The organism is Streptomyces sp. NPDC005866, from assembly GCF_040629895.1.
Classification (GTDB): domain Bacteria; phylum Actinomycetota; class Actinomycetes; order Streptomycetales; family Streptomycetaceae; genus Streptomyces.
The window spans coordinates 25,447-45,090 of record NZ_JBEXWP010000025.1; the positions used below are offsets into that span (position 1 = coordinate 25,447).

Annotated in this window: 19 protein-coding genes and 3 pseudogenes; 6 read left to right on the top strand and 16 right to left on the bottom strand. The window is 71.9% G+C overall.

Annotated elements, in window-relative coordinates; translation table 11 throughout:
• Positions 1 to 152 precede the first annotated feature (152 nt).
• Genes ABZ396_RS30645 through ABZ396_RS30655 form a run of 3 tightly spaced genes read left to right on the top strand, consistent with a single transcriptional unit; the run spans position 153 to position 3,413 of the window.
• A complete protein-coding gene (locus ABZ396_RS30645) occupies positions 153 to 530 on the top strand; it encodes a hypothetical protein (RefSeq protein ID WP_358923206.1) in 378 nt (125 codons plus the stop codon).
• Positions 531 to 998: a peroxiredoxin gene (locus tag ABZ396_RS30650; RefSeq protein ID WP_358923208.1), complete on the top strand. Its 468-nt coding sequence runs from the start codon at positions 531 to 533 to the stop codon at positions 996 to 998.
• 54 nt (positions 999 to 1,052) lie between these two features.
• Positions 1,053 to 3,413, top strand: a complete 2,361-nt coding sequence (locus ABZ396_RS30655; protein ID WP_358923210.1) for a SpoIIE family protein phosphatase — start codon at positions 1,053 to 1,055, stop codon at positions 3,411 to 3,413.
• Between the two features lie 13 nt (positions 3,414 to 3,426).
• Here ABZ396_RS30655 and ABZ396_RS30660 read toward each other — a convergent pair whose 3' ends face one another.
• From ABZ396_RS30660 to ABZ396_RS30675, 4 genes and pseudogenes are all read right to left on the bottom strand, one after another.
• Positions 3,427 to 3,861, bottom strand: a complete 435-nt coding sequence (locus ABZ396_RS30660) for a cupin domain-containing protein (protein WP_358923212.1) — start codon at positions 3,859 to 3,861, stop codon at positions 3,427 to 3,429.
• 108 nt (positions 3,862 to 3,969) lie between these two features.
• On the bottom strand, positions 3,970 to 4,893 hold the full coding sequence (gene ligD / locus ABZ396_RS30665) for a non-homologous end-joining DNA ligase (RefSeq protein WP_358923297.1): 924 nt from the start codon (positions 4,891 to 4,893) through the stop codon (positions 3,970 to 3,972).
• Between the two features lie 75 nt (positions 4,894 to 4,968).
• Positions 4,969 to 5,577, bottom strand: a complete 609-nt coding sequence (locus ABZ396_RS30670) for a DNA polymerase ligase N-terminal domain-containing protein (protein ID WP_358923214.1) — start codon at positions 5,575 to 5,577, stop codon at positions 4,969 to 4,971.
• A gap of 75 nt (positions 5,578 to 5,652) precedes the next feature.
• A pseudogene (locus tag ABZ396_RS30675) lies at positions 5,653 to 6,339 on the bottom strand (helix-turn-helix transcriptional regulator); the annotation flags it as partial.
• Between the two features lie 65 nt (positions 6,340 to 6,404).
• On the opposite strand from ABZ396_RS30675, the pseudogene ABZ396_RS30680 reads away from it, so the two are divergent.
• Positions 6,405 to 6,940, top strand: a pseudogene (locus ABZ396_RS30680) (hypothetical protein).
• 4 nt (positions 6,941 to 6,944) lie between these two features.
• On the opposite strand, the gene ABZ396_RS30685 reads toward ABZ396_RS30680, so the two are convergent.
• Positions 6,945 to 7,775, bottom strand: coding sequence for an aldo/keto reductase (locus ABZ396_RS30685; RefSeq protein ID WP_358923216.1), 831 nt, complete (start codon positions 7,773 to 7,775; stop codon positions 6,945 to 6,947).
• 154 nt (positions 7,776 to 7,929) lie between these two features.
• Here ABZ396_RS30685 and ABZ396_RS30690 point away from each other — a divergent pair, with 154 nt between their 5' ends.
• Complete coding sequence (locus ABZ396_RS30690; protein ID WP_358923218.1) at positions 7,930 to 8,904, top strand: TauD/TfdA family dioxygenase; 975 nt, start codon at positions 7,930 to 7,932, stop codon at positions 8,902 to 8,904.
• Between the two features lies 1 nt (position 8,905).
• Here ABZ396_RS30690 and ABZ396_RS30695 read toward each other — a convergent pair whose 3' ends face one another.
• The 6 genes from ABZ396_RS30695 to ABZ396_RS30720 form a co-directional block, all read right to left on the bottom strand.
• The gene (locus ABZ396_RS30695) at positions 8,906 to 9,949 is read right to left on the bottom strand and encodes an LLM class flavin-dependent oxidoreductase (protein WP_358923220.1); all 1,044 of its coding nucleotides are present in this window, start codon (positions 9,947 to 9,949) and stop codon (positions 8,906 to 8,908) included.
• Positions 9,950 to 9,970: 21 nt separating this feature from the next.
• The gene (locus ABZ396_RS30700) at positions 9,971 to 11,518 is read right to left on the bottom strand and encodes a metallophosphoesterase (RefSeq protein WP_358923222.1); all 1,548 of its coding nucleotides are present in this window, start codon (positions 11,516 to 11,518) and stop codon (positions 9,971 to 9,973) included.
• Positions 11,443 to 12,246 (bottom strand): MHYT domain-containing protein, encoded by an 804-nt coding sequence (locus ABZ396_RS30705; RefSeq protein WP_359186426.1) that lies wholly within the window; start codon positions 12,244 to 12,246, stop codon positions 11,443 to 11,445. The genes ABZ396_RS30700 and ABZ396_RS30705 overlap by 76 nt, the downstream gene beginning before the upstream one ends.
• Positions 12,203 to 12,346 carry a hypothetical protein gene (locus tag ABZ396_RS30710; protein ID WP_358923225.1) on the bottom strand — a complete coding sequence of 48 codons (144 nt, stop codon included), beginning with the start codon at positions 12,344 to 12,346 and terminating at the stop codon, positions 12,203 to 12,205. The genes ABZ396_RS30705 and ABZ396_RS30710 overlap by 44 nt, the downstream gene beginning before the upstream one ends.
• Positions 12,347 to 12,363: 17 nt before the next feature.
• Complete coding sequence (locus ABZ396_RS30715) at positions 12,364 to 12,513, bottom strand: MHYT domain-containing protein (RefSeq protein WP_358923227.1); 150 nt, start codon at positions 12,511 to 12,513, stop codon at positions 12,364 to 12,366.
• A gap of 133 nt (positions 12,514 to 12,646) precedes the next feature.
• Positions 12,647 to 13,297: an NADPH-dependent F420 reductase gene (locus ABZ396_RS30720; RefSeq protein ID WP_358923229.1), complete on the bottom strand. Its 651-nt coding sequence runs from the start codon at positions 13,295 to 13,297 to the stop codon at positions 12,647 to 12,649.
• A 227-nt stretch (positions 13,298 to 13,524) separates the two neighbouring features.
• Between ABZ396_RS30720 and ABZ396_RS30725 the strand changes: the two genes are divergently transcribed.
• Positions 13,525 to 13,968: a GNAT family N-acetyltransferase gene (locus tag ABZ396_RS30725; protein WP_358923231.1), complete on the top strand. Its 444-nt coding sequence runs from the start codon at positions 13,525 to 13,527 to the stop codon at positions 13,966 to 13,968.
• A gap of 80 nt (positions 13,969 to 14,048) precedes the next feature.
• On the opposite strand, the gene ABZ396_RS30730 is transcribed toward ABZ396_RS30725, so the two are convergent.
• The 5 genes and pseudogenes from ABZ396_RS30730 to ABZ396_RS30750 form a co-directional block, all read right to left on the bottom strand.
• On the bottom strand, positions 14,049 to 15,224 hold the full coding sequence (locus tag ABZ396_RS30730; protein WP_358923299.1) for a glycoside hydrolase family 64 protein: 1,176 nt from the start codon (positions 15,222 to 15,224) through the stop codon (positions 14,049 to 14,051).
• Positions 15,225 to 15,406: 182 nt separating this feature from the next.
• The gene (locus ABZ396_RS30735) at positions 15,407 to 16,162 is read right to left on the bottom strand and encodes a dienelactone hydrolase family protein (protein WP_358923233.1); all 756 of its coding nucleotides are present in this window, start codon (positions 16,160 to 16,162) and stop codon (positions 15,407 to 15,409) included.
• A 112-nt stretch (positions 16,163 to 16,274) separates the two neighbouring features.
• Entirely contained in the window at positions 16,275 to 16,895 is a 621-nt protein-coding gene (locus tag ABZ396_RS30740; protein ID WP_358923235.1) for an L-threonylcarbamoyladenylate synthase, read from the bottom strand.
• 773 nt (positions 16,896 to 17,668) lie between these two features.
• Positions 17,669 to 17,851: pseudogene (locus ABZ396_RS30745) on the bottom strand (cytochrome P450); the annotation flags it as partial.
• A gap of 336 nt (positions 17,852 to 18,187) precedes the next feature.
• A complete protein-coding gene (locus ABZ396_RS30750) occupies positions 18,188 to 19,435 on the bottom strand; it encodes a serine hydrolase domain-containing protein (RefSeq protein ID WP_358923236.1) in 1,248 nt (415 codons plus the stop codon).
• Positions 19,436 to 19,644 lie beyond the last annotated feature (209 nt).

Below are 19,644 nucleotides of genomic sequence, written 5' to 3' on the forward strand. Positions count from 1 at the left end.
CCTCCACACAGGCGTCCGGAAACACGGCCCTACTGCGGCGCATCTGTGAGATCGCAGCCTCGCGCACACTGATCGAGCTGGAGTGGGGCCCGACGGGGCGTGCGCCGGTACCGCCCGGTAATATCCGGCGGCAGGTCGTCAGAGGAGGCGTCGTGTCCCGGTCCGAACGTTCACCCCTGGTGCTGGCGGGGCTGCTCGCCGCCGCCGGGGTGGCCCACTTCGCGGCGCCGAAGCCGTTCGACGCCACGATTCCCAGAGCACTGCCGGGCCCGCCGCGGGCGTGGACGTACGGCAGCGGGGCCCTGGAGCTGGCGCTGGCGGCGGGGATCGCCCTGCCGCGCACCCGCAAGGCGGCGGCCCGCGCGGCCGCCGCCTTCTTCATCGGCGTGTTCCCGGCCAATGTGCGGATGGCCGTCGACTGGCAGAAGCGGCCCGAGCCGCTCAGGACCGCGGCCCTCGTCCGCCTGCCGCTCCAGATTCCCCTGGTGCTGTGGGCGCGCGGTGTCGCACACAACGAGGAGGGCCGATAGATGGCGGGAACCGTCGAGGTCGGGAGCAGGATCGAGGACTTCGCGCTGCCGGACGAGACCGGTACGACGCGGACGCTCACGGAGTTGCTGGCCGACGGGCCCGTCGTGCTCTTCTTCTATCCGGCCGCCCTGTCGGCGGGCTGCACCGCCGAGGCCTGCCACTTCCGGGATCTGGCGTCCGAGTTCGCTGCCGCCGGCGCCCGGCCGGTCGGGATCAGCGGGGACAGCGTCGAGCGGCAGCAGGAGTTCTCCGGGAAGCACACGCTCGGCATGCCGCTGCTCTCCGACGCCGACGGCACGGTCCGCGAGCGGTTCGGCGTCAAACGAGGCATCGCGCTCGCCCCCACCAGGCGGGCCACCTTCGTCATCGCCCAGGACCGCACGGTTCTGGAGGTCGTCCGCAGCGAACTGCGCATGAACACCCACGCCGACCGAGCGCTCGCCGCACTGCGCGGCCATCAGGGCTGAGACAGCCCGTCCCCGAGCTTGATGCGGTGGGGCATAGGTCCCATCCTGGGGCGTATGGAGCGTGTCGCGGTCGCGGCGATCATTGATGCCCTGGGCAGGGTGACGGGGTGGAGCGACGGCGCGCGGATGCTCACCGGACGCCCGGCGGAACAGGTGGTGGGCCGCCCCGCCGCCGATCTGCTCGCCGAGGCGGTCCCCGCGTCAGCGCTCGCCGCCCGCTCCGGGACCGTCGCCCTGCGCCACGCCGACGGACGCCGGATGGACATCGCCCTGACCGCCTGCCCGGTCCTCGGCCCCGGCGGCGAGACCACCGGATACGTCCTGACCGCCGACCCGCCCCGGCAGACCGACCCCACCCTGGCCGGGCAGGCGTTCCAGCAGGCCTCCGTGGCCATGTCGGTCTTCGACACCCGCCAGCGCTACCTCCGCTCCAACGACGCGGCCTGCCATGTCATGGGCCTCCCCGAGGAGGCCCTGCTCGGCCGCTCCTTCCTGGACACCGTCGACGGCGCCCCGCTCAACGAGGGCTTCCTGCGCCATCTGCGCAAGGTCGTCGAGACCGGCCGGGCCGTCCGCTACGAGAGCTTCACCGGCGCCCCGGCCTTGAACCGGGACCACGCCTGGAGCATCGAGATGTGGCCCCTGCACGCCCCCGACGGTGAGCTGAGCGCCGTCGCCCTCGCCGCCTTCGACAGCACCGAGCAGTACCTGGCCCGGCTCAGACTCGCCCTGCTCAACGAGGCGGCCACTTCCATCGGCACCACCCTGGACGTGGTGCGCACCGCGGAGGAGGTCGTCGAACTCTTCGTCCCACGCTACGCCGACTTCGTCAGCGTCGACCTGCTCGACTGGGTCCTCGGCGCCGAGGAACTGCCCACCGTCCCGGAGGGCGACATCCTGCTGCGGCGCGTCGCCCACGGCTCGGCGACCGAGGGCACCCCCGAGGCGGCCGTCCGGCTGGGCGAGAAGGAGGTGTACCTGGCGGCGTCGCCGCCGGCCCGGGCACTGCGAGAGGGACGTGCGGTGGTCAGCCAGGCCGGCGACCCGGAGTTCCGCCGCTGGGTCGACGAGCGCAACACCCGTTCGCCCGAGGGCCGCAGGTACCGTCAGGGCGTCCACTCCATGATCGCCATCCCCCTGCGGGCCCGAGGCGTCCTGCTCGGCGTCGCCGTGGGCGTGCGCATGCGCCACCCCGACGACTACGCCCAGGACGACACCGTGTTCGCCGAGGAACTCGGCAGCCGCGCGGCCGTCTGCATCGACAACGCCCGCCGCTTCGCCCGCGAACGCTCCACCGCCCTCGCCCTCCAGCACAGCCTGCTGCCCAGCGGCCTCCCCGGCCAGGCCGCCGTCGAGGTGGCCCACCGCTATCTGCCCTGCGGATCACTGGCCGGTATCGGCGGCGACTGGTTCGACGTGATCCCGCTCTCCGGCAGCCGGGTCGGCCTGGTCGTCGGCGACGTCGTCGGCCACGGCATCCGCTCCTCCGCCACCATGGGCCGGCTGCGGACGGCCGTACGCACCCTCGCGGACGTCGACCTGCCCCCCGACGAGCTCCTCACCCACCTCGACGACCTGGTGGCCCACCTGGTCGCGGACGGCACCGGGGAGGAGGTCGCCGAACTGGGCGCCACCTGCCTGTACGCCGTCTACGACCCGGTCTCGCGCCACCTCGCCCTGGCCGCCGCCGGCCATCCGGCGCCCGCCGTCGTCCTGCCCGGCGGCGAGGCCGAGCTGATCCCGATGACCGCGGGGCCGCCGCTCGGGGTCGGCGGTCTGCCGTTCGAGGCGGTGGAGCTCGACCTGCCCGAGGGAGCCGTCGTCGCCCTCTACACGGACGGTCTGGTCGAGGACCGGGACCGGGACGTGGACTGCACCACCGAGGAGATGTGCCGGGCGCTGAGCGCGCCCGCCGACTCACTGGAGGCCCTCAGCGACAACGTGCTCAAGGCCGTCCTGCCGGAACAGCCCTCGGACGACGTCGCCCTGCTGCTGGCCCGCACCCGCGTCCTCGGCGCCGACCGGGTCGCCACCTGGGACGTGCCGCCCGACCCGGCCCAGGTGGCCCACTTCCGGCAGGCGGCCACCGAATGCCTCACCGCCTGGGGCCTGGACGAGGCCGCCTTCGTCACCGAACTCGTCGTCAGCGAACTCGTCACCAACGCCATCCGCTACGGCGAACCGCCCATCCAGCTGCGCCTGATCCGCGACCGCGCGCTCATCTGCGAGGTCTACGACGGCAATTCGACCTCACCACACCTGCGCCGGGCGCACGCCTACGACGAAGGAGGCCGCGGTCTGCTCCTCGTCGCCCAGCTCACCCAGCGCTGGGGCAGTCGCCAAACGGACGGCGGTAAGACGATCTGGGCCGAACAGCCGCTGCCCGAAGGGCCGTTGCCGGCCACCGACGTGTGACGGCGCAACCGGTCTACTGGAAGTCGCAGCCCGGGTTCGGCACCGACTCGGAGTACGGCGAGCCGTGCGGGAGGATGTACAGCACGTCCAGGACGAGGTCGGTGTCGCCCCGGTTGGCGCCCAGATGCACATCGCCCGGCCCGCCCGGCTCGTACAGCGTGCCGCCCTGCCGGTAGACGCCGTCCCCCTCGCAGTCCGAGTGGAAGTGGCTCAGCGTGCCCGTCTGCACGTATCCGTAGACCGGGCCGTCGTGGAAGTGCCAGCCGGTGGTCTGGCCGGGCGGGACGGTGATCTCCCGCAGGACGTAGTCCGTGCCGCCGATGGTGGTCTGGCTGATCAGCCGGCCGGTCACGCCGGGCCCGGCGGGGGTGGCGTGGGCGGTGCCGCAGGTCAGCAGCGTGCCGGCGGCAACCGCCCCGGCCAGGGCGGTACGGAGCGCGGTGCGCATACGAAGGGCCTCCTGAGCCGAAGGTCGAGTACCTTCGTGAACATAGGCCCTCACAGAGCCGGTCGGGGCGGGAACACCGCAATCGGTGGACCGGGCGACGCCCGGCGGTCATCCGGCAGCCCGCTCCCGGACCACCTCCCGGGGATCCTTGTCCGTCCGCAGCCCGAGGAACCGCGGATGCCGCAGCATCCCGTCCCGCGTCCACTCGGTGAAGGCGATCTGCGCGACGAGCACCGGCTTCGTCCAGTGCACCCGGGCCTCTCGCACCGGCCCGTCGAACGGCGAGCTCCGCACGACCAGTTCGTCGAGCCGCTCACGCAGCGCCAGCAGCGTCCGCCGGTCGAAGCCGGTGCCCACCTTGCCGGCGTACCGCAGCCGTCCCTGCTCGTAGTAGCCGATCAGCAGCGCGCCCAGTCCCACACGGCTGCCGGCCGGTTCGGTGAACCCGCCGACCACGAACTCCTGCTCCTGCGAGCACTTCAGCTTCAGCCAGTCCGTGGACCGCCGTGGCACATACGGCCCGTCGGCCCGCTTGGCGATCAGTCCCTCCCAGCCGCGGGCGCACGCGTCGGCGAGCAACTCGGCACCGCCCGCGTTGCGGTGGGGTGTGAACCGCAGCGGCGACCGGTAGGCGAGCGCCCGGCGCAGCAGCGACTTCCGTGCCCGCAACGGCAGTTGACGGGTGTCGCGGCCGTCCAGGCGGAGCAGGTCGAAGACGTAGTACGTCACCGCGACCCCGGTCGCCTCGATGTCCCGCTGCCGGGTAAGCCCCAGCCGCCGCTGCAGCCGGGAGAAATCCGTGCGGCCGCGGGTGAAGGCCACGACCTCCCCGTCCACGGTGAAGTCGCCCGCCTCCTGGGCGCTGAGCGCCGCGCCGACCTCCGGGAAGGTGTCGTCGAGCCGCTGACCCGTGCGGGACAGCAGCCGGGTGCGGCCGCCCTCCCGCACCACCAGCATCCGGACCCCGTCCAGCTTCCGTTCGAAGACCCACCCCTCGCCGAACTCACGACGGTCACTGAGGGTGGCCAGCATGGGGTGGGCGGCCAGTTCCACACCCGGCGGGGCCGGAGGGAGCCGGTCGTCGGCCAATGGGCCCGGCACCCCCCGTCACCCCTCGCCCGAGTCGGCCGCGACCTGGGCGAGGGTGCGGCCGGAGCGCACCGAGCGGGCCCGCCGGGGGTCGGGCGTGCCGTGGTGCCCGCCCGACCGTGCGGATCCCTTCTTCACCAGCAGCCAGGCATCCTCGCCGTCGCTGCCCCGGAAGCGGGTCAGGGCGTACTCGCCGCGCAGCTTGGAGCCGTGCAGCCGGAACGTCGCGTGCCCGCGCTCCAGCGACTCCTCGAAGCTGACAGGCCGGCCCTGGCGGTCGTGACTGAGGGGCTCGTACCAGCCGTGGTCCCAGACGATCACCGTGCCACCGCCGTACTCGCCCTTCGGGATCACGCCCTCGAAGTCCTCGTACTCCAGCGGATGATCCTCCGTGGGCACGGCCAGCCGCTTGTCCCCCGGGTCGGTCGACGGCCCCTTCGGGATCGACCAGGACTTCAGGACCCCGTCGACCTGCAACCGGAAGTCGAAGTGCATCCGGCGCGCGTCATGGATCTGCACCACGAACCGGGGCCGCTCGCCGCCCTGCCCCGCCTGCCCCGACGGCTCCCGGGTCCGCCCGAAGTCGCGCTTGTCACGGTACGTACGCAGCCGGTCCTCGCTACCCACCGCCGCTCCCTTCGTCGGATGTGCGCCCCGAGTACCCGGCTCCGGCGCTCCCGATCAGCCCGCGGTCGGCTGCCCGATCCCGTCCAGTTCGGTGATCGCGTCCTCGGGCAGCACCAGGGAGGCGGCCGCGATGTTCTCCCGCAGGTGTTCCGGCGAGGAGGTGCCCGGGATCAGCGCGATGTTCGGGGAGCGCTGAAGCAGCCACGCCAGCGCGACCTGCTGCGCCGAGGCCCCCAGCCGCTCGGCGACCTTGGTCAGCGTCTCGGACTGCAGCGGGCTGAAGCCGCCGAGCGGGAAGTACGGCACGAAGGCGATGTTTTCCGCCGCCGTGTGCTCGACCAGCGCGTCGTCCTGCCGGCTGGCCAGGTTGTACAGGTTCTGCACGGTGACCACGGGCGCGATCGCCTGGGCCTCGGCCAGCTGCGCGGAGGAGACCGTGCTCAGCCCCAGGTGGCGGATCAGGCCCGCCTCGCGCAGCTCGGCCAGGGCGCCGAAGTGGTCGGCGACCGGGTCCCCGTTCGGCGCTTCGACATCGCCTCCTGGGTCAGGGCGACGAGGTAGCTGGTGGTGTCGGAGTCCAGGCCGAGCACCCGGGCGAGGGCTTCCAGCACCTGGACGGAGGGGTTGCGGTCGCGGCCCTGCTTCCAGCCTCAGGTAGTAGTCGGAACTGATGCCGGCGAGCATCGCGACCTCCTCCCGGCGCAGCGCCGGCACCCGGCGCAGGCCGCCGCCGGGGCAGCCCCAACCGCCCCGCCGGCGCACGGCACGCCCGGCGCGCCCGGGCGCCGCACCGGCCCGAGCGGGTACCCGCGAGCATCCTCCAGCTGATCCACGGCTGGACCCGCAACCCCGCCTACGTCCAGAACCGCTACACCGACTGCCTGGCCGCCAACACGCTGTGCACCGCCCTGTCCCCGAACTACACGGCCGTGGTCAACCTGATGCGGGCCGTCTTCCTCGACCCGGCGAGCGGGAGCTGCGCCGCGACTGGGAGGAGCTCACCGAGGGCGGCGTGGCCGCCCTGCGCGCGTACGCCGGACCGGACACCGACGACCCCAGGCTGCGCGACCTGGTCGGCGACCTCTCCCTGCGCAGCGAGCGGTTCCGCACCCTGTGGGCCCGTCACGCGGTAAGTCCCCGGTGCGGCCGGGTGAGCCCACTGACCCACCCACTGGTCGGCGAACCGAAGCTGCACTCGGACAAGCTGTCCGTGGACGGCACCGACGGACTCACCCTGGTCGTCCTCCACGCCGAGCCCGGCAGCCGCGACGCCGAACTTCTGGACATCCTCGGAAGCCTCACCGCGACCACCGGGGCCGAGCGGGAGGCTCCCGAGCCTTCTCACGAACCGGTCGACGAGTAGCCCCTCAGAACTCCTCGTGGCTCTCCGGATCGCCGCCGAGCCGCTGGTGGGGCCGTTCCGAGACGGCCGCCATCTGGGCGGCGTCCAGCTCGAAACCGAACACGTCCAGGTTCGCGCGCTGCCGCTCGGGGTCCGCCGACTTCGGAATGGGCAGGGCGCCGAGCTGGATGTGCCAGCGCAGGATCACCTGCGCGGGCGTCACGCCGAGCGCGTCCGCCACGCCGGCGATCGCCGGGTCCTCGAGCAGCCGGCTGCCCCGGCCGAGCGGACTCCAGCTCTCGGTGACGATGCCCTTCTCGGCGTGGAAGGCGCGCAGTTCCTCCTGCGGGAACAGCGGATGCAACTCCACCTGGTTCACCGACGGCAGCGCCCCGGTCTCCTTCTCCAGCCGCGTGAGGTGCTCCTCGGTGAAGTTGGAGACGCCGATCGAGCGGACGAGACCGTCCTCGCGCAGCTTGATCATCGCCTTCCACGAGTCGACGTACTTGCCGACCCGGGGGTTGGGCCAGTGGATCAGATACAGGTCCACGTACTCCACGCCCAGCCGCTGCCGGGACTCCTCGAAGGAGGCGAGGGTCTCCTCGTACCCGTGGTGGCGGCCCGGCAGCTTCGTCGTCACCACCACCTCCTCGCGGGGCACGCCGCTGCTCGCGACACCCCGGCCGACCCCGGTCTCGTTGCGGTAGTTCACCGCCGTGTCCACGAGCCGGTAACCGAGCTGGAGCGCTTGGCGAACGGCCTGCTCGGCCTGCGCGTCGTCCATCGGCCAGGTGCCCAGGCCGACGGCGGGGATCGTCGTACCGTCGTTGAGCGAGTACGTCGGAATGCTGATCACGATGGGACCTTCCCTCGACGTTGTCCTCCCCCCACCCTCATGGAGGGGGGAGCGGTGATCAAGCGGGGCCGACGCGTTCGGTGACGGCTTTTGCCGAGCGCGCCGGGCTGTCACGATCTTCGAGAAGGCGGTACGGGCGAGCATCGGAGCATGCATGACGACGGACAGGGGCACGGCGGGGCAGGCGGAGCGTGTCGCGGAGGCCGAGGTGAAACCCGTGGCCGGACACATCGGGGCCGAGATCACCGGCGTCGACCTCGGCGGGGACCTCGACGACACCGTGGTCGCGCTGATCCGGGAGGCGGTACTGCGCTGGAAGGTCGTCTTCTTCCGGGAGCAGCGGCTGGACCACGCCGGGCATGTCGCCTTCGCGCGGCGGTTCGGTGAGCCGGTCATGCTGGGGCGGCGGGGCAGCGCCTCGCCCGCCGGCTTCCCCGAGGTGGAGACCACGGCGGACCGGCTGGAGCTGGGCGGACGGTTCGGCATGGAGCACGAGGAGTGGCTCCAGCGACGCCGGCACACCCTGCTGCGCGGCTGGCACTGCGACCACGGCGCCCGGATCGACCCGCCCGCCGCGACCATCCTGCGGGCCGACACCGTCCCGCCGTACGGCGGCGACACCACCTGGTCCAACCTGGCCGCCGCCTACGCGGGGCTCTCCGCGCCCGTGCGCGCCTTCGTCGACGGACTGCGCGCCGAGCACCGTCTGGGCGTCGGCTACCAGCCCCGGCCCGGCGACGACTCCTACCTGCGCCATCTCCTCGACCACCAGGTCGCCTCGGTGCACCCGCTGGTGCGCGTCCACCCGGAGACCGGCGAGCGGGTGCTGTACGTCAACGGCTACTACATCGAGCAGATCACCGACGTCTCCCGCCCGGAGAGCGCCGCGCTCCTGGAGATGCTGCTCGAACAGGCGGTACGGCCCGAGTACACGGTCCGCTTCCGCTGGGAGCCCGGCAGTGTCGCCTTCTGGGACAACCGGGCCACCATCCATCTCGCGCCCAGCGACAACGCCCACCTCGGCTTCCCGCGGGTGATGCACCGGGTGATGCTGCACGGCGACGTGCCGGTCGGCGTCGACGGCAGGCCGTCGGAACCGGTGACCCGCACGGAGGCCGGCCGCTGGTGAGTCAGGCGACGGCTCCCGGGCGCCGGCCCAGCGCCGGGCCGAGGCGGGTCGCCATGTCGGTGAGGATCTGTACGTAGTCCTCATGCTCCAACGTGAACGGCAGCGCGAAGGCCACCTCGTCGACCTCGCGGAACGCGGCGTGCGCGTGCAGTTGTTCGGCGATCTGTGCCGAGGTGCCCACCAGGTCCGGCGCGAACAGCAGCCGCGCCGGACCCTGCGGGGCCGTGGTACGGGGCAGCCGCTTGGCCGCGTACGCCTCGTACCTGGCGCGCTGCTCGGGCGTGGCGGAGTCGGTGGGGATGACGACCAGGCCCTGCGAGACCCGGGCCGCGTCACCGTCCGGGTGATGGGCGCGGAACTCGCGGATGTGCGACAGCTGGATCTCCGCGAAGTCGTACGGCCCCTCCGACTCCTGTGGCCCCTCGGCCTTGACGACACTGCTCGTCAGGAAGTTCATGCCGTGCTCGCCCGCCCAGCGCGCGGAACCGAGACTGCCGCCGCCGTACCAGAGACGGCGACCGAGACCGGCGGAGTGCGGCTGCACGACGTCGTCGAAGACCTCGAAGCCCTCCACCCCGCTGAAGTCGGTGGCCGGTTTGCCCCGCACGAAGTCCAGCAGCCGCCGCACCCGCTCGTAGCTGAAGTCCTCCGTGTCGGCCGTGTCCGGATAGAGGGCCTCCTTGACCTGCTCGTAGTGCATGGGCGGGCCCACGCTCACGCCGGGGTTGAGACGGCCGCCGGACAGGATGTCGACGGTGGCCAGGTCCTCGGCGAGCCGCAGCGGGTTCTCCCAGCCCAGCGGGATCACCGCGGTGCCCAGTTCGATACGGCTGGTGCGCTGCGAGGCCGCCGCGAGGACGGCCACCGGGGACGATATGCCGTACTGGAGGTGCCGGTGGCGCACCCACGCGCTGTCGAAGCCCAGCCGCTCGCCCAACTCGATGATCTCCAGCGTGGACTCGTGCCCCTTGCCCGGATCCGCCCCGTCGAACAGGCCGATGGTGAGGAAGCCCAGTCTGCGCAGGGGGCGGGGGGTGGACGGCACGGGTCCTCCAGCGGTCGCACGTCAGTTCTGCCCCGATTGTGGCACCCGAACATTGCGGGAGTGTGATCGGACGAGCGGGATGATGATCTCGTCCTCGACCGGCGGATCCAGCTCCTGCACCCGGTTCCCGGTCGCGGCGAAGCAGCGCAGCCGTAGCGCCTCCGGGCTCACGTCGAGGCGCAGGAAGCACTTGAAGAAGGGCGGGCTGTAGGTGGCCGAGCCCGGGGAGAACAACTGGGTGTAGATCTTCTTCACCGGCAGCCGGAAGCGGGAGGTGCGGTCCGGGCGGCCGCCGGCGCCGAGCAGGCTCGCGACCAGCCGGGTGCGGAGGGTGACCCGGGCGTCCGGGCCGGGAGTGCGGCTGGGCTTGATGCCGAGACGTTCGGCGATCACGGCCGTCGCCTCAGCCGCGGTGAGCGTGAAGAACCGGGGCATGCGCAGCCGGCGGCCGTACAGCCGGCTGTAGAAGGCCAGGGAGTCGCCGCGCAACGGGTAGCAGCGGAAGTCGTCCTCGGTGACGTTCGCGACGGAGACCCGAGGGATGGTGTGGGTGGCGTGCATGAAGGCACCGCCGCCGCCCGCGACCACGTACTGGATGGTGCGGCCGGCCACGTCGACCGGATAGCGCTGGTAGTTGTGGATGTCGCCGCCGATCGCCGCCACATAGTGGTGGGCCGGGTCGCGGACGATGTCGTCGACCGTGCCGCCGCCCTCGATCGGACACGGATGGTGTGCGCCGTCCACGTACAGCGGGGAGCCGGTGACGAGGATCTTCGGGCGCGGCCCCCGCGACACCTCCCGCAGCCAGGCGCCCTGTTCGGCGTCGACGGTGCCGAGCAGACCGGTGTCGATGCCGACGATCCGGACCGGGCCGGCGTCGATGGCCCAGTAGGGGCCGGGCTGTACGGTGTGCTGCTCCGGCGCCGGCCGCAGCTTCCTGGCCTCCGCGAGGAGTTGCTCGTCCGCCGGGCGCAGCCGGTGCCAGAGCAGGGCGCGCCACCAGGCGCGGGTGAGCGGGCGGGGCTTCGGCTCGGGCGGGAGCGGCGGGGCGTCGTCGCAGAATACGCGCATGAACGCGCCGAGGTCCTCGTACCAGTCGTGGTTGCCGGGTATCGCGTAGATCGGCGCCGGATAGTCCTGGTACGGGCGGAAGAACTTGGTGCCGTAGTCGTCGGCGGCGCCGACCGGATAGATCACGTCGCTCGCTATCACCGCGAAGTCGGTGTCCTGACCGGCCTTCAGAAAGCCGGGGACGACGGCGTACTGGGAGTCGTCGCCCTCACCGGTGTCACCGATCACCATGAACGAGAAACGGTCGGCCTCGTGACGCCGGATCACCTTGTCGGCCGCTGCCCCGGCGGCCGCCCGCTGGGCCACCCAGCGGCTGCGGGTACGGCCCGTCGGGTCGCCGAACCAGGACGCCAGCACCCCGTTGCGGGCGGCCCACATGGTTCTGGGGTTGAACCAGAAGAGCTTCTCGACATGGGCGGGCATCAGCCGGCGATAGGCGCCGCGCTCGGCCTCGCCCCAGCCGGCGCCTTCTGCGGTCTCGCGTGAGGAGTCAGACACGCGGGCACCGTAGCAATGATCAACGAGCGGGTGAGGACAGGGGGTTGGCGTCTTTCGGGGCGGGTCACCATTCGTAGGGGTTGGAGGGGGCGCCGTACGGGTTCTCGGGAGGGGTGGGGGAGCCGTGCTGGCCGGTGCCGCCGGGCGCCGGGCGTCCCGGGGCGCCGTACCGGTGCGGGCCGGCGGGTGCGGTGCGCGACGCCGTGCAGGGCTGGGCCTCGCCGTCCGGTGCCGGCCGCATCGGACGGCCGTGCCGGCTCCCGGGTGCGCCCGGCGCGCGGGCCCGGTGGCCGTGAGCGCGCCGCCCGGGGCGGCGTCGCCGGCCTGTCCTTCCCGGCCGCCTGCCGGTTCCAGTCGCCTTCGCCCAGGACCAGCAGCGCGTCGGACATCACCACCACACCGGCCAGCAGCAGGAAGACGGCCGGCCCCAACACCATCGGCAGCAGCAGCGAGGTCGGTGACACGCTCGACCAGGAGGTGACGGAGGCCGGGTGCACGTCGACGCTCACGGCCGCCATGGCGGTGAAGTGCATGCCGGACACCGCCAGGCCCATCACCAGGCTGGCGCCGAGGCTCGCCGTGAAGCCCCGGACCGACACGGCGGCCCACAGCGCGGCCGTGGCCGCCGCGATCGCGATCAGCACCGAGAGGGCGACCGTGACCCGGTCGTACCGGATCGTTCCGTCAAGGCGGAGCGCGGCCATGCCCAGGTAGTGCATGGCCGCCACGCCGAGACCCGTGATGACGCCCGCCGTCCACAGCGTTTCCGGCGGTCGCGCACCGGTAGCCGACCGCGAAGACGCCGATGCCGACCACCAGGATCGCCACCGCCAGACTGAGCGGGGTCAGGGCAACGTCGTAGCGGATCGTGGTCTCCTGAGGTGGAAGCCGATCATCGCGATGAAGTGCATCGTCCGAATGCCGCAGCCGATCGAGGCCGCCCCCAGCGCGAGCCCAACGGGCTTCCAGGACTGTGCAACTTCCCCGAGAACCAAGGCTGTTGTGGGGGAACGTACTACGCGCCGGGGGTGTGCGCCCCGGCGTTCACCGGGGCTTCAGCTGCCTCTCGGGCGCCCCGGGTCGGCACATCGTCTCCACGAACCGTTTTCAGTCCGGGACAGAAGCGGCTCAGGGCGTGACGATCTTGATCGCGCTCATCCAGCCGTGCCCCTCGGGGCGCGTCTGTAGGGCCATGTGCAGCAACTGGATGCCCTCCAGTTCGCGGGCGTGGCGCAGACCGCCGACGACCACCGGGTTGAGCCCGCCGGATGAGACCAGCTCGGCCACCTGGTCGCGGGCCGCCGGGTCGTCGCCCGCGATGAACACGTCCAGCGGCAGCCCGCCGACCTGGCCCGCGACCAGCGAGCCCGAGAACGTGGTGTTGAAGGCCTTCACCACCCGTGTGCCCGGCGCGGCGGCCTCCGCGATCTGCTGGGCGCCGGAGCTGTCCGCGGGCACCGTGAGTGAGTCGAAGGTGGCGAACTCCACCGGGTTGGAGATGTCGACGACCGTTTTCCCGACCAGGTGGTCCCCGTACTCGGCCACGACCTGCTTGGCCGCGTCGAACGGCACGGCCAGCACCACCACGTCCGCCGATCCGACCGCGTCCGGCACGGCGGGTGCCACATCGGCACCGGCCACGCGCTTGCCCAGGGCGTCGGCGAGCGTGGCGGCCTTCGCGGGGTCGGTGCCGATCAGCCGGACCATGTGTCCGCCCGCCAGGGCCCGGGTGGCGATACCGCCCGCCATGTTGCCTGTGCCGACGATGAAGACCCGCATGGTGAGCCCCTTCCGAAGGGGTGGAGCTGTCGACGACCGGACTGGGCCGCAGGGGGCTGCGCCTCCGGACTGCATCCGAATAAATAGGATAAATCGGACAGCCCGACGGGGCTGGCTCGGGCTGGTCACCCGGTATTTCGCCGCCGCGGCGGGATGCCCGATGCGTGCAGGCTGCTGGTGAGGGCGACCGAGGAGGAATGCCGGGCCACGGGCTAGCCTGGCCGGTCATGGGGGACTGGGAGATACGGCCGGCGTCGCCGGCGGACGTCGAAGCGGTGGCCGAGCTGCGGGCCGTCGTGCTGCGGGACGATCTGGAGCGGCTCGGGCGGTACGACCCGTGGCGCGTCCGGCAGCGGCTGCGGGACGGGTTCGACGCGGCCCACACCTGGGTGATCGAGGTGGGCGGCGCCTTCGCCGGCTGTGTCGCGCTACGGCCGGCCGCCGACGCCCACTGGCTGGAGCACTTCTATCTGGCCCCGGACGTCCAGGGCGCCGGCATCGGTTCGGGCGTGCTGCGCGAGCTGCTGGAGCGGTGCGACCGTGACGGCGTCCGTGTCCGGCTGAACGTTCTGCGGGCCAGCGCCGCCCAACGGCTGTACGAGCGGCATGGGTTCATCGTCGAGACGGAGGATCCGGTGGACGTGTTCATGGTGCGCACGCCGTCCTCGTGAGCCTGTTCCGCCTCAACCGCCCCTCATGGCACGGGGAAGTGTCCCACACCCGGAGTCCGGGTGCGGGACACTCACCTGTGTCAGCTCAGTGGGTCCAGCGTGAGGTACGCCTGCTGTGGACTGCCGTCGTTGACCAGTGACTCCTGGTTGCCGACGTCGTCGAAGGCGAAGGCGTACGCCTTGCCGTCTGCCATCTGGGCGTGGACGGCACGCGCGTACTGGTTGGTCACCGCGTCCTTGTAGAAGTCCGCCGGATTGGTGTCCGGCTGGTTCGCACTCGTCAGCAGCGTGGACCGGTTGAAGCCCGCGCACAGGGTGCGCGAGATCGGGCCGCGCACCTGGTCGTTGGGCGCGTCGAGCAGGTTGTGGCAGCCGAAGACGCTGCCCGCGTCCGGCTTCTGGAAGCTGGTCACCACCGCCCCGGCGGAATTGGTGAAGTTCATGACGTTGCCCGAAACCCGGCCGTAGTACTTGGTGTTCGGCTGGTCGGTGAACGGTGTGACGGTCAGGGTCGTCGTCGCGTACTTCGTCCAGACCCGGTTGACGTAGTCGTCCATGACGCTCGCGGGGACCGACCCGGTCTCCACCCCGTACAGCGGGGAGAGCGCGCGCAGCAGCGTGCCGTCGGACCGGGTCTGGACCAGGTTCGCCCAGCCGCCCGACTGTCCGCGCAGCGCGTTGAAGAAGCCGTTGTAGCCGCCCGACTTGAGATGTCCGGTCGTGCTCACGGTGCCGTCGGAGCGCTGCACCCCGACCGCGTACGGCACCGAGAACATGTCGACCTGGGTGCTGTTGATCCACAGACCCGAGTCGTTCAGCGTGTACTCGGACCAGTTGAAGAGGATGTTGCGGTTGGGGTCGCTCGGGTTCTGCACGGCGGGCTGCACCAGACCGCCGGTGGTCAGTCTGAAGTCGAGCTTCTGGCCGTAGGAGAAGTAGATCCGGCCGGAGAACTTCGGGATCCGGATCGTCGTCGACTGTCCCGCCGCCGGGCCCGTTATCGAGGCGTCCGGCGCGGGGGTCGGCGGGTTGCCGCCGGCCGGCCAGGCGTGGAAGGTGCCGTTCGCGTCGGCCCAGCCCTGCCGTCCGGTGGAGAGCTGGGTGCCGAGGTCGTAGATGTACACCTGGTCGCCGCGGCCGGAGTTGTTGGTGATCTTCAGCGGGATCGTGTCCGGTACCGCCGCGGCGGCCGGGTGCGGGGTGCCCAGGGTGAGCACTCCGCCGATCAGCGCCGCCGCGGCCGCAAGGGGCAGCATCCGGCGTGCGAGTCCTGTGCGCACTCTCCACCTCCGTGTGGGGTCGGGGTCGTACGAACATTGGTCCGTACCAGTTTGAGAGCGCTCTCAGCGTGGCGGTGGGGCGGGTGCATGTCAATGAGTGGGACGGAATCCGGGGCCCGTCGGCCGACGGGCCCCCGATCTCCCAGGACGCGGTCGGATCAGAACGTGCGCTTCAGCAGGCCGAGCAGTGCGTCCCAGTGGCGCTCGGCGGCCTCGGCGGAGTAGGCCGGGGTGTCGGCCTGGGTGTAGCCGTGCGCGGCACCCGGGTAGATCTCGCACGTGTTGCGCACCCCGGCGGCGGTGAGCGCCTCCTCGAACGTGCGGATCTGCTCCTCGGTCATCGACTGGTCCTGGTCCGCGAAGCCGAAGTACAGCTCCGCCGTGATCCGGTCGGCCAGCAGGTGGGGGCTGTCCGCCTCGTCGGTGACCAGCCGGCCGCCGTGGAAGCCGCCCACGGCCGCGACCCGCTCCGGGAACGCGGCGGCGGTCCGCATGGCCAGCCGGGCGCCCATGCAGTAGCCGGTGACCGCGACCGGCCCGTCGGCCACCAGCGGGCTCTGGGTGAACCAGTTCAGGTACGCGGCCGAGTCCCGGTCGCTGAACTCGGGCGTCAGCGCCTGCATGACCGGGCCGATCCGCTGCCAGAGCGTCGGGTCCGCGGCCGGGTCGATGAACTCGGGCAGGTCGATGACCGGGGTCCGGCCGTTGCGGTAGAAGACGTTCGGGACCAGAACCGTGTAGCCCTCACCGGCGAGCCGGTCCGCCATCGACTTCAGGTGCGGGCGGATTCCGTAGGCGTCCTGGTAGAAGAGCACGCCCGGGTGGGGGAGTCCGTCGGCGGGGTGGGCCAGGTAGGCGTCGGCGACGCCGTCCTCGGTGGTGATGTCCACGTCGGTGCCCTGTACGGCGGTCATGGCGCAGTGCCTCTCTGTGGAGTCGGTGTCGGGTCGGGGGAGGCCCGGCGCGGCATGTCCCGATCATCGTGGCACGCGAAGGTGAGAGGGCCGTTGTCCGGGGACCCTGGGGTCACTCGAAGCGCGAGGTGTCTCCCGCGCCCCGTCGGACGACCTCCGGCTCGCCGCCGGAGAAGTCGATGACCGTGGTCGGCTCGGTACCGCAGTCCCCGGAGTCGACCACCGCGTCCACCTGGTGGTCGAGCCGGTCCTTGATCTCCCAGCCCTGGGTCAGCGGCTCCTCCTCGTCCGGCAGCAGCAGGGTGCTGGACAGCAGCGGCTCGCCCAGCTCCGCCAGCAGCGCCTGGGTGACCACATGGTCGGGGATGCGCACGCCGACGGTCTTCTTCTTCGGGTGCAGCAGCTTGCGCGGCACCTCGCGGGTCGCCGGGAGGATGAAGGTGTAACTGCCGGGGGTCGACGACTTCACGGCCCTGAACACGTCGTTGTCGACGCGCACGAACTGTCCGAGCTGCGCGAAGTCGCGGCACATCAGTGTGAAGTGGTGCCGGTCGTCCAGATGCCGGATCGTCCGGATCCGGTCGATGCCGTCCCGGCTGCCGAGCTGGCAGCCCAGCGCGTAGCAGGAGTCGGTCGGGTATGCGATGAGTGACCCCGAGCGCACCGCGTCGGCGATCTGGGAGATGCTGCGCGGCTGCGGGTTGTCGGGGTGCACGTCGAAGTACTTCGCCATCCGCCGAGCTTATGCCGTACGCGGCCGGACGGCCGCGCGGACCCGGCGGGACGGCTACGGCCCCGGGTCGGCGCGCTGCTCGGCTCCGAGCTGACCGGAGCGGGTGTGCCCACGGCGCGGCCGGGCAGCTCACGGCGGCCGGGGAGGCCGTGGCCGTGGGCGGCGCCCCGGTCTCCGACGGCGTGCCCGACGCGTGACGCGAGGCGGTCGTTGGGGCAGCGGGAACGCGTTCAGGAACCAGGGGGCGCACCTCCACCGTGGTCACCGGCGTCCTCTGCGTGCTCGCAGCCGGCAGCCACCGGGCGCCGCGGGCTCACCTAGGTTGGCGTCTTCCGCCCGTCGAGGCCCGCTTCTCCCGGAGTCCGACGACGGCGACGACGGTCGCCGATCCACCCAGGCTCGCGTCTCCGGGATCCGTGTGCATATCCGCCGGATTTCCGGGCACCCGCTCATTCAGCCGCCCGAGGGCCCTCCCCCCGGCCCCGGGTGAGGCGTTCTCCGCCGGCGGCCCGTCCCCCGAGGGCCGCCGGCGGAGTCATGCCTGGCTCACCTCATCGTCGGGGACCTCCCGGCACCCGCCCTGCTCCGGGCGAATCCGGGCCAACCGGACTCACCTGTGCACGGGTGAGTTCTCGCTGCGCCCGAGCGGGCACCGGGGCGATACCCAACGGCCGGATCCGCACGTATTGTTCACGTTCCGCGGGGGCCCGACCGGAACGGGGGACCGGTCGCCGCCCCCGCGCCCCCCGACTCACGCCGCGCGCCCCCTGGACTCACGCCCCCAGCCGCACCGGGACCTCCTGCCGGCCGAACGCGATGAACGACGGCACCTGCCGCAACTCCTGCGCCCCGACCGACGGCCGCAGCCCCGGGAAGCGGTCGAACAGAGGGGGCAACGCGGCCGGCGCCTCCGCCCGGGCCGGCGGCGCGCCGATGCAGCGGTGCACCCCGATCCCGACGGGCATCCGTGCGGGCCCGCGCCCCACGACAGGTGCGAGGCGTCCCCGGCGTGCCGGCCGGCAGTGACCTCCCGCTCGGCGAACAGCCTCACGACGCCGAAGGAGACGACCGGGCCCGCAGCAGGCTGCCGCCCAGAGCGGGCGCGGAGAGCGTTCCGGCGGCGAGACCACCGGCCACCGGTCCTAGGAGCCCGGGGCCCTCCGTGTGGCGCTCGCAGCCGCGCACGGTGAATCGGCACCTCGGTTCGGATCCGCCCGGCGAGTGTTCGCTTCTGTGTGAACTGCCGGAAATGCCGTGCGCGGATGGAGTTGGGCCTTGCGCGGTCAGTGCAGTCAGCGCGTGGCGGAGGCCGGCACCGGCAGGTCGAAGACATGGGCGGGCGAGATGATCCGGGTGATCGCCTGGCCGAACAGTGTGCTGGGTTCGATGTTCCCTCGGTAGCTGATGTCGGTGTTCAGCAGCGCGACCACGGTCGTCCGGGTCGACGGCAGATAGACCGTCAGGGCCTCGTAGCCCGGCAGTGAGCCGTTGTGCCCGATCCAGCCCTGGACGTCGAAGATGCCCAGACCGTACCCCGCTCCCGGGATGTCCGTCGGCGGGGTCGTCAGCCGCTGCTTCTGGGTCGCGGGACCGACCATGATCCTGCCGTCGGGGAAGACTCCCGTGGCCGCCGTACGCGCCCACCTGTGCAGGTCGTCCAGATCGGAGATCATCGCACCGGCTGCCCAGGCCCAGGAGGGGTCCCAGTCGGCGGTGTCCTCGACCCTTCCGGTCGCCGTCTGGTCGGTGTAGCCCTGCGCGTGCGGGGTGGGGAACTCGTTCCCGGTCGGGAACGCCGTGTGGCTCAGGCCCGCCGGACCGAGGACGTGCTGCCGGAGGTAGTCGCCGAGCCGCTGTCCGCTCTCCTTCTCGACGAGCAGGCCGAGCAGGATCAGGTTGGTGTTGGTGTAGTAGAACTTCTGCCCGGGCTGGAACATCACCGGGTGCTTGAAGGAGTAGTCGAGCAACTCCTGTGGGGTGAAGGGGCGTTGCGGATCCGAGGTCAGTGCCTTGAAGAAGTCCTCGTCCTCTGAGTAGTTGAACAGTCCGCTGCGCATCCCGGCCAGGTTCCGCAGGGTGATCCGGTTGCCGTTCGGTACTCCGCCGATGTACTTGCCGATGGGGTCGTCCAGGCTCACCCTGCCCTGGTCGACCAGTTGCAGCACGGCCGTCACCGTGAACATCTTGGTCTCGCTGCCGATCCGCATGTACAGGTCGGACGACATCTTCTGCCCGGTGGCCTTGTTCGCGACCCCGAACGAGCGAACGTAGTCGGGCCGGCCGGGTGTCCAGACGCCGACGGTCACGCCGGGCACCTTCGCCTCTCGCATCACCTTCTGTACGGCCATGTCGAGTTGGCGGGCCACGGCCGGGGTCATGTCGCGGACGTCCGGACTGCCGGACGGTGACGGGGTGGGCGCGGGCGCGGCGAACGCGGACGGTACGGAGGCGGCCGCCCCTCCGGCGAGCGGCACCGTCAGCGTTCCCAGCACGACGGCGATCGCCGCCCCTCCGCGCAGCATGGCGGACGTGTGCGACATGGGCTGACTCCAAGCACGTGAGAGTGAACGTGCGGTGGGGTGGGACGTCAGGACCCTGACTTCACAGGTTACGAGCGCGCGCCCGACAGCGCCTGCCGGCCGGAGCCCGACCGATTATCTGCGGGAATGCTTGTCGGGCCGGCCGCTGGGTCCGATCGGGGGGGTGCCCTCACCCGACCCGGTGAGCGCGTCGGACGACGCGTACCACC

Bases quoted from the DNA above. Each gene is read 5' to 3' on its own strand.
- ABZ396_RS30735 (WP_358923233.1), bottom strand. From the start codon at position 16,162: ATGACCGCCGTACAGGGCACCGACGTGGACATCACCACCGAGGACGGC.
- ABZ396_RS30650 (WP_358923208.1), top strand. From the start codon at position 531: ATGGCGGGAACCGTCGAGGTCGGGAGCAGGATCGAGGACTTCGCGCTG.
- ligD (WP_358923297.1), bottom strand. From the start codon at position 4,893: ATGCTGGCCACCCTCAGTGACCGTCGTGAGTTCGGCGAGGGGTGGGTC.
- ABZ396_RS30740 (WP_358923235.1), bottom strand. From the start codon at position 16,895: ATGGCGAAGTACTTCGACGTGCACCCCGACAACCCGCAGCCGCGCAGC.
- ABZ396_RS30730 (WP_358923299.1), bottom strand. From the start codon at position 15,224: ATGCTGCCCCTTGCGGCCGCGGCGGCGCTGATCGGCGGAGTGCTCACC.
- ABZ396_RS30725 (WP_358923231.1), top strand. From the start codon at position 13,525: ATGGGGGACTGGGAGATACGGCCGGCGTCGCCGGCGGACGTCGAAGCG.
- ABZ396_RS30655 (WP_358923210.1), top strand. From the start codon at position 1,053: ATGGAGCGTGTCGCGGTCGCGGCGATCATTGATGCCCTGGGCAGGGTG.
- ABZ396_RS30690 (WP_358923218.1), top strand. From the start codon at position 7,930: ATGACGACGGACAGGGGCACGGCGGGGCAGGCGGAGCGTGTCGCGGAG.
- ABZ396_RS30720 (WP_358923229.1), bottom strand. From the start codon at position 13,297: ATGCGGGTCTTCATCGTCGGCACAGGCAACATGGCGGGCGGTATCGCC.
- ABZ396_RS30750 (WP_358923236.1), bottom strand. From the start codon at position 19,435: ATGTCGCACACGTCCGCCATGCTGCGCGGAGGGGCGGCGATCGCCGTC.
- ABZ396_RS30660 (WP_358923212.1), bottom strand. From the start codon at position 3,861: ATGCGCACCGCGCTCCGTACCGCCCTGGCCGGGGCGGTTGCCGCCGGC.